12 protein-coding genes and 1 tRNA gene are annotated in these 14,864 nt (G+C 71.5%); 4 read left to right on the forward strand and 9 right to left on the reverse strand.

Annotated elements, in window-relative coordinates; translation table 11 throughout:
* The first annotated feature begins 155 nt into the window (after positions 1 to 155).
* Together V4F39_RS10115 and V4F39_RS10120 are read left to right on the forward strand one after the other, a co-directional pair.
* Positions 156 to 1,049, forward strand: coding sequence for an HpcH/HpaI aldolase/citrate lyase family protein (locus V4F39_RS10115; RefSeq protein WP_332289231.1), 894 nt, complete (start codon positions 156 to 158; stop codon positions 1,047 to 1,049).
* Positions 1,050 to 1,060: 11 nt separating this feature from the next.
* Positions 1,061 to 1,684 carry a putative 2OG-Fe(II) oxygenase gene (locus tag V4F39_RS10120; RefSeq protein WP_332289233.1) on the forward strand — a complete coding sequence of 208 codons (624 nt, stop codon included), beginning with the start codon at positions 1,061 to 1,063 and terminating at the stop codon, positions 1,682 to 1,684.
* Between the two features lie 72 nt (positions 1,685 to 1,756).
* Here V4F39_RS10120 and V4F39_RS10125 read toward each other — a convergent pair whose 3' ends face one another.
* From V4F39_RS10125 to nirB, 7 genes are all read right to left on the reverse strand, one after another.
* Positions 1,757 to 2,878: a TIM barrel protein gene (locus V4F39_RS10125; protein ID WP_332289234.1), complete on the reverse strand. Its 1,122-nt coding sequence runs from the start codon at positions 2,876 to 2,878 to the stop codon at positions 1,757 to 1,759.
* A 62-nt stretch (positions 2,879 to 2,940) separates the two neighbouring features.
* Entirely contained in the window at positions 2,941 to 3,867 is a 927-nt protein-coding gene (locus tag V4F39_RS10130) for a choice-of-anchor L family PEP-CTERM protein (RefSeq protein WP_332289235.1), read from the reverse strand.
* Between the two features lie 282 nt (positions 3,868 to 4,149).
* Positions 4,150 to 5,886, reverse strand: a complete 1,737-nt coding sequence (locus V4F39_RS10135; RefSeq protein WP_332289236.1) for a bifunctional protein-serine/threonine kinase/phosphatase — start codon at positions 5,884 to 5,886, stop codon at positions 4,150 to 4,152.
* Between the two features lie 109 nt (positions 5,887 to 5,995).
* On the reverse strand, positions 5,996 to 6,826 hold the full coding sequence (locus V4F39_RS10140) for a formate/nitrite transporter family protein (RefSeq protein WP_332289237.1): 831 nt from the start codon (positions 6,824 to 6,826) through the stop codon (positions 5,996 to 5,998).
* 316 nt (positions 6,827 to 7,142) lie between these two features.
* Positions 7,143 to 8,480 (reverse strand): nitrate- and nitrite sensing domain-containing protein, encoded by a 1,338-nt coding sequence (locus tag V4F39_RS10145; RefSeq protein WP_332289238.1) that lies wholly within the window; start codon positions 8,478 to 8,480, stop codon positions 7,143 to 7,145.
* Between the two features lie 115 nt (positions 8,481 to 8,595).
* The gene (nirD, locus tag V4F39_RS10150) at positions 8,596 to 8,937 is read right to left on the reverse strand and encodes a nitrite reductase small subunit NirD (protein ID WP_332289239.1); all 342 of its coding nucleotides are present in this window, start codon (positions 8,935 to 8,937) and stop codon (positions 8,596 to 8,598) included.
* Positions 8,938 to 8,960: 23 nt separating this feature from the next.
* Complete coding sequence (gene nirB, locus V4F39_RS10155) at positions 8,961 to 11,492, reverse strand: nitrite reductase large subunit NirB (RefSeq protein WP_332289240.1); 2,532 nt, start codon at positions 11,490 to 11,492, stop codon at positions 8,961 to 8,963.
* A gap of 455 nt (positions 11,493 to 11,947) precedes the next feature.
* Between nirB and V4F39_RS10160 the strand changes: the two genes are divergently transcribed.
* The gene (locus V4F39_RS10160) at positions 11,948 to 12,664 is read left to right on the forward strand and encodes a PEP-CTERM sorting domain-containing protein (protein WP_332289241.1); all 717 of its coding nucleotides are present in this window, start codon (positions 11,948 to 11,950) and stop codon (positions 12,662 to 12,664) included.
* A gap of 149 nt (positions 12,665 to 12,813) precedes the next feature.
* Here V4F39_RS10160 and V4F39_RS10165 read toward each other — a convergent pair.
* Positions 12,814 to 12,890 (reverse strand) — tRNA-Met (locus V4F39_RS10165).
* A gap of 61 nt (positions 12,891 to 12,951) precedes the next feature.
* Between V4F39_RS10165 and ftsY the strand changes: the two genes are divergently transcribed.
* Complete coding sequence (gene ftsY, locus V4F39_RS10170) at positions 12,952 to 14,205, forward strand: signal recognition particle-docking protein FtsY (protein WP_332289243.1); 1,254 nt, start codon at positions 12,952 to 12,954, stop codon at positions 14,203 to 14,205.
* 12 nt (positions 14,206 to 14,217) lie between these two features.
* Here ftsY and V4F39_RS10175 read toward each other — a convergent pair whose 3' ends face one another.
* Positions 14,218 to 14,862 (reverse strand): DUF2726 domain-containing protein, encoded by a 645-nt coding sequence (locus V4F39_RS10175; protein WP_332289244.1) that lies wholly within the window; start codon positions 14,860 to 14,862, stop codon positions 14,218 to 14,220.
* Positions 14,863 to 14,864 lie beyond the last annotated feature (2 nt).

Consider the following 14,864-nt stretch of genomic DNA (forward strand, 5'->3'; position numbering starts at 1 on the left):
GCGCCCAAGCTGGGCGAGCACAACCGCGAGCTGCTGCGCGAGCTCGGCGTCGACGACGGCGGCTACCGCGCGCTGGTGGAGGCCGGGGTGGTCTGCGAGCCGGCCGCATCGCCGGCGCCCGCGCCGGTGGGCGCCGTCTACGCGGAGGTGGGCAAGTGACGGCCGCCATGCCCGTGTGGCGCTCGATGCTCTACGTGCCCGTGCACGTCGAGCGCTTCGTCGCGTCGGCGCAGAAGAGCGGCGCCGACTGCATCCAGCTCGACCTCGAAGACAGCGTGCCCGATGCCCACAAGGCCGAGGCGCGCACCCGGGTGGCCGCGGCCGCCCGCCTGATGAAGGCCGCCGGCGCCGACGTGGTCGTGCGCATCAACCGGCCGCTGTCGCTGGCGGTGCGCGACATCGAGGCCGCGGTGGGCCCCGACGTCGACGCCTTCTCGGTGCCCAAGGTGGACGGCGCCGGCCACCTGCGGTTGCTGGACGAGCTGGTCGGCGAGGTGGAGCAGCAGAAGGGCCTGCCGGTGGGCCGCACGCGGCTGATCGCGCTGATCGAGACGGCCGCGGGCTGGCAGGACATGGCCGCGATCGCGAAGGCCAGCCCGCGCCTCGTCGCGATGAACCTCGGCAGCGAGGACTTTGCGTTCGACTGCGGCATGGAGCCGCTGCCCGAGGCGCTGCTCGCACCGAAGCAGCAGCTCGTCATCGCGGCCCGCGCGGCCGGGCTGATGCCGCTGGGGCTGATCGGCAGCATGTCCGACATGGCCGACGACGAGGGCTTCCGCGCGGTGGTGCGGCGCTCCCGCCAGTTCGGCTTCGTGGGTGCGAGCTGCATCCACCCGCGCCACGTGCCGGCGCTCAATGCGCTGTTCTCGGCCTCGGAGGACGAGGTGGCGCAGGCGCAGCGTGTCGTGTCGGCGCTCGAGGAGGCGCGCCGCGCCGGCCGGGGCGCCGCGTCGCTCGACGGGCGCATGGTCGACGCGGCGCATGAAGTGCGCGCGCGCCGCATCCTGGACCAGGCCGCCGTCCTGCGCGCGCGCCGGCCGCCACCGTGAGGATCTGACCCATGGATGAAGTCTTCGGCCTGTTCCCCACGCCGGTGCTGCGTGCGCCGGGCGTGCTGAACCCGCGTTTGGTGGATGGCCTGGTGCGCCACTTCAGCAGCGCCGCGCGGACCGAGAACAAGGAGTCCGGCAGCCTGTCGCACACGGCCATGCTGAGCCCCGCCGACAGCGAGCTGCTGGTCGAGGCGGCCATGCTGATCACGCCCAAGATCGTCGACATGGGCGCGCTGCTCTTCGGGCAGCGGCTGGGCTGGTCGATCAAGGAGATGTGGGTCAACCTGCTCGATACCGGCGGCCACCAGGCGATGCACAACCACGCCAACAGCTTCGTCTCCGGCGTCGTCTACCTGACGCCCACGCACCCGGGCTCGCAGACGGTGTTCATGAAGGCGCCCGGCGGCACCGACTTCGTCTTCAAGAACGACCACGCGCAGGTCGCGCCGAATGCGTTCAATGCCGACCGCTGGGTCGGCCCCGAGCCGGCACCGGGCGACCTGGTGCTGTTCCCGAGCTACGTGATGCATGCCGTGCCGCCCAACGCCGGCGAGCGCCGCATCACGATGGCGTTCAACGCCATCCCGGGCGCGCTGGACTCCTGGGGCTACGGCATCAAGTTCAGCGCTTGAGGAACGGGGCGCCACCGGCGGCCCGGCCTGGCCGGTGCCGCGGTGGCTGCTGGCGCTACCCCGGGGTGCGGGTCAGATGATCTGCTCGGCGGTCCAGCCGCCGGCCAGGGCGCGCTGGCGGATGAAGTCGGAGTCCTGCTTCATCGCGGCGATCATCACCGCCGGCGTCAGGTTGCCCGAGGTGAACTGCGCGTGGTCCGCGAAGAACGCGCTGTTCAGGCTGACCGAGGTGCCGTTGGCGCCGGTGATGGTGTATTCGATCTGGGACTCGGCCGCGCCGCTGTAGCCGCCCAGGCGCAGCAGCGAGTAGAAGGTGGCCCAGTTGATCACGCCGCCGCCGGTGCCGGTGGCGCCCGGGGGCTGCACGCGGCCGATGCTCAGCGCGCCGGTGGTCTCGTTGATCGTCGCGCGCAGGTCCTCCACGGCGGTGCACTTGATGTACGGCATGTTCTGGCGGATCGCCATCTGCCATGCGCTGCCGGGCGCGGCGGTGGCCACGTGGCCGATCGCCAGGTTGATGCCGATCAGGTTGGGGTCGATGCCCTGCATCGCATAGGCATAGGTCGACACCGTGGTGCCGATGTTGTTGCCGTGCGTGTGGGCGACGCCGCAGAGCTTGCCGTACTGGGCGTTGATGGCCGCGAGGCGGCGGTGGTTCAGCCGCACGCCGTCGAGCACCGCGGTGATCTGGTTGCCGAAGGTGTTGGCCGGGAAGGTGGCCGCGCCCGAGTTGTTGAAGCGGTACTTCTTGATGCCGTGCGCGCCGGCGACGGACAGGATCTCGTGCACGAACTGGCTCGCGATCCAGGCCGTGTTCGCCGGATCGGCGGGGGGCGCGAAGTTCACGCCGATGTGGTCGCAGATGGCGCCCGTGCTGCGGATGCCGTTGAGCATGGCCGGCAGGTGGGTGGCCACGTTGCTCGGATGCACGTGCCCGTCGTTGCGCACGGTCAGGTCCACGGCGGCATAACCCGCCGCGCGGCAGGCCTCACCGACCTTGACGCCCGTGCCGTAGGGATCGGCCACCTGCTGGGCCTGCGTGCCGACCCACTGCAGGTGGCGCGACCAGATCTGCGTCACCAGCTGCTGGGCGGGCTGTGCCTGGGCCAGGGCCTCGGTGGGGAAGGCCACTTCCTTGGCCGTGAAGGCCGTGGCGGCCGCGGCGGCGGCCGAAAGAAAACTGCGTCGTTCCATGGTTGTGTCTCCAGTTGGTTTTGGTTCGGGGGGCGGCCAGCACGCGGGCCGCCTGTGGCGCGCTACCGGGGGGCGGTGCCGGCCTGGCGGCGGCGGGCGGAGAAGCCGACGGCGGCGATGCCGGCGAGCATCAGGGCATAGGTGGAGGGCTCGGGGACGGCGGCGATGCTGCCGGCCTGGAGCATGACGGCGGAGTCCCCGAAGGAGTCGAGGCTGTCGGCGATGCCGATGGAGATCGAGTTGACCTGCCCGACGTTGACGGGCATGGACAGGTTGAAGGCGAAGGTGAGGCCGTTGAGCTCGGTGTCGATGGCGTCGGAGAAGGCCGGGTTGTCGCGGTACAGGTTGCAGTGCGCGGAGCCGACGCAGTTGACGGACGACGCCGAGATGGGCAGCAGCGAGCCCGGCACCAGCGCGAGGTTGACGCCGTTGACGAACACGCCGAGCGCGTCGGTCGGGAAGCCGGCGCCGATCAGGCCGTTGTAGTCCTCCGAGCCGAAGACGAGGCTGAGGGTCAGCGTGGCCTGCTGGGGGATGAACTGGAACGAGAGGATGGAGGCGTTGGCCGAGCCGTCGGACGTGAGGCCGTTGAACAGGGCGTTGCCGGGGGAGGTGTTCTCGGTGAGATCGTTGCCGAAGCCGGCGGTGAAGGTGCCGGACTTGTTCGCGGAGTCGCCCGGGAACGCGGCGGAGCTGCCGATGAAGCGGGCGTCGCCGGTGGTGAGGACGACGCCGCTATCGAAGCCGATGGCAGCGCCGCCGTTGGTGAAGGTGCCGGAGGCGGAGGCGGCGCCGGTGTACTGGGCGCTGCCGGCGACGACGGACAGGCCGCTGGTGGGGCTGAGCAGCAGGTCGACGAGGGCGCTGGCCGAGGCCGGGGAGCCGTCGGCCATGGACGTCACGTTCGCTGCCGCATGGGCCGTCGCCGTGCAGGACAGGGCGATCGCCGCGCCCAGCAGGGAGGTCCGCCAGACAGGGGAGTTCTTCACTGTGTCTCCTAACTCAAGTTGCTGCCGGACGCTTCATCCGGCGGTTCGTTTCGAGCGCGATGCCGGACCCGTCGCCGGGCCCGCATCGCGCCCTTCGGTCCGTTCAAAGTGCTTGAAGGGGCCCGGTGACGATGCCATGCAGCCAACAAAGGTGCTGGGGGGTCGCCGTTTGGTGCGCCCACCCGTTCGCGGGTGGGGTGCACGGCCTCGCCCTGCCAGCCGCAGGATGCCGAGAGCCCAACAAACAAACCATCGCGTTGCGCTTTGGTTGCCGGTGCGGGGTCAGTGCATGCGCACCAGCCACCCCGAGAGCCCGGCCAGGAGGATGCCCAGGCCCAGCGAGACGGCTTGCCAGAAGCGCACCGGGTCGCGTTCCACCAGGGGCACCGCACGCTCGTGGCGGTAGCGCGGCCCCGGCGCACGCAGGTCGTGCAGCAGCTCCGACACGGCTTCCTGCCGCTTCGACGGTTCCGGCTGCAGCGCCCGGCGCAGCACGGCCTCGAGCCACGGCGGCAGGTCGGGCCGGTGGTGGCGCAGCGGCACCCAGCGCAGCCGGCGCAGGTCGGTGCGCGAGCGCAGCTGCGCGACCTGCAGGCCGTAGGGCAGGTGCCCTGTCAGCATCTGGTAGGCGAGCACGCCCATCGAAAAGAGGTCGGAGCGCTCGCTGCCGCCGTCGCCGGTGAAGTATTCGGGCGCGGCGTACTGCAGCGTGCCCTCGATGGTGTCGGCCCGCGGCTGCATGCTGCCCTCGGCCAGGCCGGCCACGTGCACCGCGCCGAAGTCGATCAGCTTCGCGGTGCCGTGCCGGTCGATCATCACGTTCTCGGGCCGCAGGTCCTGGTGCAGCATCTCGCGGCCGTGCAGCGCCTGCACGCCGCGGCCGATCTGCTCGACCAGTCCGCGCACCTCGTCGAGGCCGGGCCGCGGGTGGTCGGTCATCCACTGCGCCAGCGTCTGGCCTTCGACGTACTCCATCGCGACGTACAGGTGCGTGCGGGGCCGGCCGGGGTCGAACGGCCGTGCGAGGTGCGGGCTCGCGACGCGCTGCGCGACCCAGTCCTCCAGCAGGAAGCGGTCGAGCGCGGCCGCGTCGTCGCGCAGCGCCACGGCCGGCGTCTTCAGCGCGACCGGCGTGCCGCTGGCATCGTCGATCGCCAGGTGCACGTGGCTGCGGGCGCTGGTGTGCAGCGGCCGCACGATCGTGAAGCCCTCGAAGCGCTGGCGTGGCGCCAGCGGGGGCGGCAGGGGCAGGGCGTCGGCGAGGGACGGGGCGTGCGCACCGGGCAGCGCGTCGATGCGCACGAGCTGCACCGTCGCGTCGTCGTCGCTGCAAGCAGCGTGCGCCGCGGCCGTGAGCGCCTCGGCCGCGGCATCGAGGTCGTCGCCGTGGCGGGCGAGGGCGGCATGCACCGCGGCGGCGTCGAGGTGCGCATGGGCGCCGTCGGTCGCCAGCAGGTACACCTCGCCGGCTTCCAGCGGCCAGCGCCGGTAGTCGATCTCGACACGCGGGCCCGCGCCCAGCGCGCGCGCCAGCCAGTGGCCGCCTTCGGGCGCCGGCACGCGGTGGTCATCGGTGAGCGGCTCCAGCGCACGCGGATGCAGCCGGCACACGCGTGCATCGCCCACGTGCAGCAGGTGCGCGTCGCGTCCCTTCAGCACCAGCGCGCTGAAGGTGCAGACGTGGCCGCGGTCCTTGTCGAAGCGGGCGTCGCCGTGCATCGTCTGCGCATGCAGCCAGCCGTTGGTGGCGGCCAGCACGCGCTCGGCCGCGCGGCGCACCGTCCAGCTCTCGGCGGTGGCGTAGTAGTCGTCGAGGAAGCCGCGCACCGCGGCCGCGCTCGCGACGTGGCCGACGGCGCTGGTGCCGACGCCGTCGGCCAGCGCCACGGCGATGCCCTTGCGCGAGCGCAGCGGCTCGGGCGGCAGCACCGCCCCGTGGAAGTCCTGGTTGACCGCCTTGCCCCGCCCGGCCCGCGAATGCTGGCCGACCGTGACCGAGAGACCATGTACTGCAGCCATCGTCGCGCGGTAAGAGCTGGACATCAGAGGAGTGGATTGCGCAAGCTCCCGCCACGGAACCGGCTTTGCCGGTCCGTCGGCGGGCGGCCCCCTCGGGGGGTAGCGAGCGTCAGCGAGCTTGGGGGCTCACGTTCGCCAGCCGTTTGGGCGCGGTCTTGTAGTGCGTTGAGTACAGCGTCGCGCCGACGAAGGTGAGCCCGCCGACGAGGTTGCCCAGCACCGTCGGGATCTCGTTCCAGAGCATGTAGTCCATGAACGTGAACTGGCCGCCGAGCATCAGGCCCGACGGGAACAGGTACATGTTGACGATGCTGTGCTCGAAGCCCATGTAGAAGAACACGAGGATCGGCATCCACATCGCGATGACCTTGCCCGAGACGCTGGTGGACATCATTGCGGCGACGACGCCGGTGGAGACCATCCAGTTGCACATCACCGCGCGCACGAAGAGCGTGAGCAGGCCGGCCGCGCCGTGCGAGGCATAGCCCAGCGTGCGGCCTTCGCCGATGTGGCCGATCTTCTGGCCGATGGCGTTCGGCGCCTCGGTGAAGCCGTTGGTGAAGATGATGGCCATGAACACCGCCACGGTCAGCGCGCCGGCGAAGTTGCCGAGGAAGACGAGCGTCCAGTTGCGCATCACGCCGCCCCAGGTGGCCCCGGGGCGCTTGTCGAGCACGGCCAGCGGCGCGAGCGTGAACACGCCGGTCAGCAGGTCGAAGCCCAGCAGGTACAGCAGGCAGAAGCCGACCGGGAACAGCAGCGCGCCGATCAGCGGGTTGCCGGTGTTCACGCTGACCGACACCGCGAAGGCGGCGGCCAGCGCCAGGATGGCGCCGGCCATGTAGGCTCGGATCAGCGTGTCGCGGGTCGACATCAGCAGCTTCGATTCGCCGGCGTCGACCATCTTGGTGACGAACTCGGCAGGGGCGAGGTAGGCCATCGGGGTTCCTTCTGGAGCGGCAAAGGCAGGGCGGAAAAACAAAAACGGCGTCCGTCGCCTCGCACCTGCTGGGCAGGTGGAGGCAACGGACGCCGTCATCCGTGGGGCCGGGGCGCCGCTCGCGGGAGCGGGCTGCTGGCCGGCGAGCCGTCGTCAGCTCGAAGCACCGGATCAGCACGATCCATGCCATGCGCCTGGCGCTCGATACGCCCCGGGCCCTGTGCTTTCGGCACCAAAAGCCTGCGCCCGGCTGGCGCCCCGCGAGGTGCGCGACCCGCGGCGGTGCGCGGACGCGCCGCTTCGCGGTGCGGGCCGGTCAGCGGCCGCGCCTGCGGGCGGCGGGCGCCGGGCCGGGAGCCGGCGGCGCTTCGGCCAGCGCGGCGAAGGCCAAGTCGGGCAGTGCGAGCGTGGCCTCGGCGACATCGAGCAGCCGCCGGTTCTGGTCCATCGAGGTCTTTTGCAGCGCGCGGAAGGCCGCTTCCTCGCTGAGCTTGAGGCGCGCCATCAGCACGCCTTTCGCGCGCTCGATCGTCTTGCGCTCGTTCAGCGCCCGGCGCGCCGAAGCAAGCTCGGCCTCGGTGCTGGCGAGGCGGGCGGACTGCGCCTGCAGCAGCGCCATCAGCGCGGCCGGTTCGCTGCCGCGCGCTGCGCCGCCGGCCAGGTCCGTGACCCGCTCCGGCGGCATGGCCGCGTCGAAGAAGCGCTCGACGGCGTGCGCCTGCGGCGGCGCGCTCGTGCGCAGCTGCAGCAGCAGGCCTTCCGAGTCCTGCAATGCCCGCTGCGCCTGGGCGATCTGGGCATCGCACTCGGCGCGCAGCCGCTCGACCAGCTCGCCCTCCAGCGTCCACAGCGTGTCGATGCGGGTACTGGTCACGTCGAACCAGTCGCCGCTGTGCTCGCTGTCGAGCGGGGCGCCGTCACGCGCGGCGCACAGCGTGCGGCGCAGCCGCTCCAGCCGCACGCCCAGCGGCGAGAACTGCGCCTCGTTCCACCGCGCACGCAGCGGCGGTTCGGCGAATTCGGCGAAGACCTGAAGGCTGCGTTCCTGCGCGTCGATCAGGTGGAGCACGCGCTGCTGCTGCGCCTCGCTGCAGGTGCCGGAGGCGAACAGCAGCGCGCCGACCGCACGCTCCTGGCCTGCGGCCTCGTTGGCCTGCACCAGGTGCAGCAGCGCGACCAGCAGCCTCGACACCGCCGGAAGCGCCGCCGCGTCGGCGACGTGGAAGATCAGCTCGACCGGCCCGGCGATCAGCCGGCTGTAGGCCGCGACCGCCTCGTGCGCATCGATCGCCTGGCGCTCGACCTTCTCGCGCAGCGCCGGCAGGGCGTCGAGCCCGAGCAGCACCCAGGCCATCAGCGACAGCATCGGCGCCATCGCGCCGGCGGCCGCGGCTTCGCCGGGGGCGAACAGCGCGCGCACGCGCGCCTCGGCCGGCGCGGTGGCCTCGGCCGTCTCGCGCCGCTGCCCGGCAAAGCGCTGGCCCTGCGACGCGAGGAACACGCTGGAGGCGCCGCGCTCGCGCTGCAGCGCGTGGATCAGGCGGCCCACCGCCTCCACCAGCTCGGCCCGGCGGGCGAGCTGGTGCATGGCGTCGATCTCCGACTGCTTGGCCTGCAGCACGAGCTGCGAGGCGGAGACGGCCGGCTGGATCATCGAACTACTCCCGGAGGTTGGCGGCGGACAAGGTCGAGCATTGTCCGTGCCGCCGGGGGCCGCCGGTGCGGCTGGTCTTGCCGACCGGTCGGGCCGGCCGGCTGGGCCCGGCGGCTCAGGCGTTCAGCGCCACCAGCACGCGGCCGGCCTCGACGCGCACCGCATGCGCCTTCACCGAATGCTCGGGCGCCTCCAGGCATTCGCCGGTGCGCAGGTCGAAGTGGTTCTTGTAGAGCGGCGATGCGACGACGACGTGCTCGCCGAGGCTGCCGACGAGCCCGCGCGAGAGCACGCTCGCGCCGCTCTTCGGGTCGACGTTGTCGATCGCGTGGAAGCCGTCGGCGCCGACGCGGAAGACGGCGACGTGGCGCCCGTCGACGAGCGCGCAGACGCCCGCGTCGGGCAGGATGTCGTCGACCGTGCAGACGTCGGTCCAGGCCAGGGTGTCGGTGCTCATGGGGCGGTTCCTCGGGGTCGTGTTCAGGCGGTGGCGGGGGCCGATGCGTCGGCGCTGCGCTCCTCGGGCCGCGCCGGGCGGATCTGCCCGCGCTCGTTGACGAACACGATGCGCTCGTCGGGCCGGTCGCTGTTGACGAAGCTGCGGAAGCGCTGGCGCACGGCGGGGTCGGTCACCGCGGTCTTCCATTCGCACTGGTAGGTGTCGACCACGTGCTGCATCTGCGTCTCCAGCTCGGCAGCGAGGCCGAGGCTGTCGCGGATCAGCACGTCCTTCAGGTAGTCGAGCCCGCCCTCGAGGTTGTCGCGCCAGGTGCTGGTGCGCTGCAGCCGGTCGGCGGTGCGCACGTAGAACATCAGGAAGCGGTCGATCAGCTGGATCAGCTCGGGCTTGGAGAGGTCGGACGCGATCAGCTCTGCGTGCCGCGGCTTCATGCCGCCGTTGCCGCACACGTAGAGGTTCCAGCCCTTGTCGGTGGCGATCACGCCGACGTCCTTGCCCTGCGCCTCGGCGCATTCGCGCGTGCAGCCGGAGACGCCGAACTTGATCTTGTGCGGCGCGCGCAGCCCCTTGTAGCGGTTCTCCAGCTCGACCGCGAGGCCGACCGAGTCGTCGACGCCGTAGCGGCACCAGGTCGAGCCGACGCAGCTCTTCACCGTGCGCAGCGACTTGCCGTAGGCGTGGCCGCTCTCGAAGCCGGCCGCGATCAGCTCCTCCCAGATCAGCGGCAGCTGCTCCAGCCGAGCGCCGAACATGTCGACGCGTGCGCCGCCCGTCACCTTGGTGTAGAGGCCGTACTTCTTGGCCACCTGGCCGACGGCGATCAGCCCGTCGGGCGTCACTTCGCCGCCGGGCATGCGCGGCACGACGGAGTAGCTGCCGTCCTTCTGGATGTTGCCGAGGAAGTAGTCGTTGCTGTCCTGCAGCGCGGCCAGGTCCTGCTTCAGCACGAACTCGTTCCAGCACGACGCGAGGATGCTCGCCGCCGCGGGCTTGCAGACGTCGCAGCCCAGGCCCTTGCCGTGCTGGGCGAGCAGCTCGGCGAAGGTCTTGATGCCGCCGACGCGCACCAGGTGGTAGAGCTCCTGTCGCGAGTACGCGAAGTGCTCGCACAGGTGGTTGTTGACCGCCATGCCGCGGCGCGCCATCTCGACCTTCATCACCTGCGTGACCAGCGGCACGCAGCCGCCGCAGGTGGCGCCGGCCTGGGTGCAGGCCTTCAGCTTGGCGACGGTGTCGCAGCCCTCGCCGACGGCCGCGCAGATCGCGCCCTTGCTGACGTTGTTGCACGAGCAGATCTGCGCGGTGTCGGGCAGCGCGTCGACGCCGATGCCGGCGCGCGGCTGGCCGTCGCTTGCCGGCAGGATCAGGAAGGCCGGGTCGGCCGGGAGCGGGATCCCGTTGAGGGCCAGCTGCAGCAGCGTGCCGTACTCGGCCGCGTCGCCCACCAGCACCGCCCCGAGCAGCTGCTTGCCGTCGCCGGAGACGACGATCTTCTTGTAGACCTGCTTCAGTTCGTCGACGACCTGGAAGCTGCGGCTGCCGGCGGTGCGGCCGTGGGCGTCGCCGATGCTTGCGACGTCCACGCCCATCAGCTTGAGCTTGGTGCTCATGTCGGCGCCGACGAAGGCGGCATCGCTGCGGCCGGCGATGTGGGCGGCGGCCACGCGGGCCATGTCGTAGCCCGGCGCCACCAGGCCGAAGACCTGTTCGTTCCACGACGCGCATTCGCCGATGGCGTACACGTCGGGGTCGCTGGTGCGGCAGGCGCTGTCGACGGCGATGCCGCCCCGCGCGCCGAGCGCGAGCAGGCACTGGCGCGCCAGCTCGTCGCGCGGGCGGATGCCGGCGGAGAACACGATCATGTCGGTCTCCAGGTGCGTGCCGTCGGTGAAGACCATGCGGTGGCGCGCGAACTGGCCGTCGGTGATCTCGGTGGTGTTGCGGCTGGTGTGCACCTGCACGCCGAGGCGTTCGATCTTGTCGCGCAGCATGTGGCCGCCGCCTTCGTCGACCTGCACCGCCATCAGCCGCGGCGCGAACTCGACGACGTGCGTCTCCAGCCCCATGTCGCGCAGCGCCTTCGCGCATTCGAGGCCCAGCAGGCCGCCGCCGACGACGACCCCACGCTCGCTCTTCGCGCCGGCGGCCTGCATGGCCTCCAGGTCCTCGATGGTGCGGTAGACGAAGCAGTTGGGCCGGTCGCGTCCGGGCACCGGCGGCACGAAGGGCACCGAGCCGGTGGCGATCACGAGCTTGTCGTAGGGCACCTGCTCGCCGCTGGCGGTGGTGACGGTGCGGGTGCGGCGCTCGATGTGCACTGCCTGGGCCTTCAGTCGCAGCGAGAAGCCGGTGCGTTCGAAGAAGCCGGGTTCGACGAGCGAGAGGTCCTCGGCGGTCCTGCCGCTGAAGAATTCGGAGAGGTGCACGCGGTCGTAGGCGGCACGCGGTTCCTCGCACAACACGGTGACCTCGGCGCCGGCGAGGCCGGTCTGGGCGAGTGCTTCGAGGAACTTGTGGCCCACCATGCCGTGGCCGATGACGACGATCTTCATGTCTGGAGTCCTGCCTGGGGCGGGGCATGCAGACGTGCGCACCTCCGCCGGAACACGGGTTGGAACAACCGGAGCGCGCAGTGCACGGGGTGCGCTGCAGGCTCGTTCGGGTTCCGCCGTCATCAGCGGAGAGAGGAGCGGGCCGCGGCAGCGATACCGGGGGCGCTCGCATTCGAGAACGCAAGGACCGTGCCGGCTTTTAGGATGGGAAAGTGGTGCCGGAGGGCGGCCCGGTGCACCGCCGCGGGCCCGCCAGCGCGCCGCGCGGGTGGATCTGGTGCGCCCCACACCAGGACGGGGCGGGCGCCGCAGACCGGTGGCGTGGTGCGCTCATCCCGGCCGAACTCGGCGTGACGCCTCTGCCTTCCTAGGGAAGCAGAGGTGCGCGGGCCGGACGGGCCGCTGCATGATCCGGCTGCACAAAATTCGTGCAGAACCACCTCGAGGAGAACGGGATGACCGCTGGTTTGCGTGCCAAGACGATGGCCTCCCTGGCCCTGTGCGCGGCGTCTGCCGCGGCATGGGGTGCGGCGTGCGACGGCTCGAGCGACCCCTGCACGCTCGACCTCGGCCGCGTCGTCGTCCACTTCGACCAGGGCGCCGCCAGCTACTTCGCCAACGCGGAACTGATCAGCGGCGACGATGCGTCGTTCCAAGCCGTGCCCGACTTCTTCTCGAGCCTGGCGCTGCAGCACGCCGGGGCGACCGAAGGCTTCTCGTTCACGCCCATCGTGTACGGGGCCGTGGGTGGCAGCGGCAAGAACGGCTACAACCAGTTGCGCGGGTATTTCGACTTCACCGGGCTCTCGTTCCAGGCCAAGCCGGGCTACCGGCTCGATGCGCTGTGGTTCCACGTGGCCGGCTACGGCAGCGCCGTCGGCGATGCATCGTTCGCCTTGGGGCTTCCGGTCGGGGTGGCGTTCGAGGGCGACAACTTCGCCGGGAGCGGCCCCCTCAACCCGGACGACGGATCGGTGCACGCGGAGTTCGTCATCAGCGCGGCCTATCTGGAAGGCGAGGACGGCACCGCCATCAGCTATGGCTATGCGACCGCGGCCTTCACCGCCGCCGCCTTCACCGCCACGGTGTCCGCGGTGCCCGAGCCAGGGCCCTGGGCGCTGCTGCTCGCGGGCCTGGCCGGCGTGGGCCTGCGCGTGCGGCGCCCGCGTTGAACCGGGCGCGGCGGCGTCCAGGCCTTTCGCGGCCTGCACCGCGCGTCCGGCGTGCTGTCGGCTACCCTGGGCGGCGAGCGTTGCCGCGCCGCTGCCTGCAAGGCAAATAAAAACGGGTTGCACCTGGCGATGCAGCCCGTTGATTCGTTTGGTGGCGCTTCAGGGATTCGAACCCCGGACCTGCGGATTATGATTCCGTCGCTCTAACCGGCTGAGCTAAAGCGCCTAAGCCGCGCATTATAGCCTGCGTTTTTTCGTTCTGTACAGACCCGTCACCCCAGGATTTCATGTTCAGTTTCTTCAAGCGAAAGAAGTCGCCGGAGCCGCCGCCCGCCGTCGACCTGCGCACGCTGCCTCCTGCGCCCGCGCCTGCGGTGGCCCCTGCGCCGACCGCGCCGGCGCCCCAGGCATGGGCACCGCCCGGCGTCGACATCCGGACCCTGCGGCCCGCCGCGGCACCGGCGGAGCCGCCCCGTGCCATGCCCGCGGCGCCGCCTGTGCCGGCGATGCCCGCGGCAGCGCCGGTCGCCATGCCGCCTCCGCCCGCACCCGCACCGGCGGTGCATGCCGACCTTCGCGGCGCGATGGCCGCGGTGTCGGCCCCGCCGGAGCGCGCCGAGTGGCTCGGCAAGCTCCGGACGGGCTTGCGCAAGACCGGCTCGAACATCGCGCAGGTGTTCTCCACGGCCCGCATCGACGACGCGCTGTACGAGGAACTCGAAAGCGCGCTGCTGATGGCCGACACCGGCGTCAAGGCCACGCAGTGGCTGCTGGACGACCTGAAGCGCCGGGTCAAGGAAGCACGGGCCACCGAGCCCACGGCCGTCAAGGGCCTGCTCGCCGATGCGATCGCGGCGCTGCTCGCCCCCCTGGAGCGGCCGCTGGTCATCGGCGAGGCGACGCCGACCGTGATGATGGTCGTGGGCGTCAACGGCGCCGGCAAGACCACCAGCATCGGCAAGCTCACCCGCCACCTGGCCGACGAGGACCAGAAGGTGCTGCTGGCCGCGGCCGACACCTTCCGCGCGGCCGCGCGCGAGCAGCTCACCGTGTGGGCGGGACGCAACCGGGTCGAGGTCGTGAGCCAGGAGGGCGGTGATCCGGCGGCGGTGACCTTCGACGCCGTGGTGGCCGGCAAGGCGCGCGCGTGCGACGTCGTCATCGCCGACACCGCCGGCCGCCTGCCGACGCAGCTCCACCTGATGGAGGAGCTGAAGAAGATCAAGCGCGTGATCACGAAGGCGCAGCCCGATGCGCCACACGAGGTGCTGCTGGTCGTCGACGGCAACACCGGCCAGAACGCGCTGGCGCAGGTGAAGGCGTTCGACGATGCGCTGCAAGTCAGCGGGCTGATCATCACGAAGCTCGACGGCACCGCCAAGGGCGGCGTGCTGGCGGCCATCGCGCTGTGGGCGCGGGAGCGCAGCGCCAAGCAGCCTGGCCTGCGTCCGCTGGTCGTGTACTTCATCGGGGTCGGCGAGCAGCTCGCCGACCTGGAGACCTTCAACGCGCGCGAGTTCGCGCGGGCGCTGCTCGACTGACGGCTGGCCGGTTCAGCCCGGCCGCCGTCTGTGCGTGTCGGGCTCCAGGTCGTCGAACCAGGTCGAGGCCGGCGTCTCGCGGCCGGTGTCCGGCGGCCTGCCGTGCGACTCGACCACCAGCGGCACCGGCAGGCTGCCGACCGGGAGGTCGGCGGCCTGCGCATAGTGGCCGCGCGCTGCCTGGCGGCTGGGCAGCGGTGCGGGCCGCTCGGGCGGCTTCATCGACTCCTGGATCTCATTGGCGGAGGGCAGGTTGCCCGCCGTCCACACGAGCACACGCACGCGCGCCGCTTCCAGCACGCGTGTCAGGCGCTGCAGCCGGCGCAGGCGCTTGGCGGTGTCGTTGGGCTTGCGCAGCAGCACGACCGCGACGACATGCGACGACGAGTCGCACACCATCAAGTCGGCGCTGAGGTGGCCGACGCGCTTGAGCCACTCGGCGTACGAGTGCCGGCGCGGCACGTTGAGAAAGCCGGCCAGCGGTACGCCGGCCAGCAGCAGGTGATCGGGCAAGGCACGCGACAAGGCCTGGTAGGCCAGCCGCTCGTGGATGTCCATCACCCGCATCGGCTCGGGCGGCCAGGTGGCCAGGGTGTCCATGCCGTCGAGGGCCCGGGCCGCCGACGTACTGCGGCGCGCGCGCAACCACCACGGCATCA

This window comes from Aquincola agrisoli, from assembly GCF_036621135.1.
Classification (GTDB): domain Bacteria; phylum Pseudomonadota; class Gammaproteobacteria; order Burkholderiales; family Burkholderiaceae_C; genus Aquincola; species Aquincola agrisoli.

Bases quoted from the DNA above. Each gene is read 5' to 3' on its own strand.
- V4F39_RS10120 (WP_332289233.1), top strand. From the start codon at position 1,061: ATGGATGAAGTCTTCGGCCTGTTCCCCACGCCGGTGCTGCGTGCGCCG.
- V4F39_RS10145 (WP_332289238.1), bottom strand. From the start codon at position 8,480: ATGATCCAGCCGGCCGTCTCCGCCTCGCAGCTCGTGCTGCAGGCCAAG.
- V4F39_RS10125 (WP_332289234.1), bottom strand. From the start codon at position 2,878: ATGGAACGACGCAGTTTTCTTTCGGCCGCCGCCGCGGCCGCCACGGCC.
- V4F39_RS10135 (WP_332289236.1), bottom strand. From the start codon at position 5,886: ATGGCTGCAGTACATGGTCTCTCGGTCACGGTCGGCCAGCATTCGCGG.
- nirB (WP_332289240.1), bottom strand. From the start codon at position 11,492: ATGAAGATCGTCGTCATCGGCCACGGCATGGTGGGCCACAAGTTCCTC.
- V4F39_RS10140 (WP_332289237.1), bottom strand. From the start codon at position 6,826: ATGGCCTACCTCGCCCCTGCCGAGTTCGTCACCAAGATGGTCGACGCC.
- V4F39_RS10175 (WP_332289244.1), bottom strand. From the start codon at position 14,862: ATGCCGTGGTGGTTGCGCGCGCGCCGCAGTACGTCGGCGGCCCGGGCC.
- V4F39_RS10160 (WP_332289241.1), top strand. From the start codon at position 11,948: ATGACCGCTGGTTTGCGTGCCAAGACGATGGCCTCCCTGGCCCTGTGC.
- ftsY (WP_332289243.1), top strand. From the start codon at position 12,952: ATGTTCAGTTTCTTCAAGCGAAAGAAGTCGCCGGAGCCGCCGCCCGCC.
- nirD (WP_332289239.1), bottom strand. From the start codon at position 8,937: ATGAGCACCGACACCCTGGCCTGGACCGACGTCTGCACGGTCGACGAC.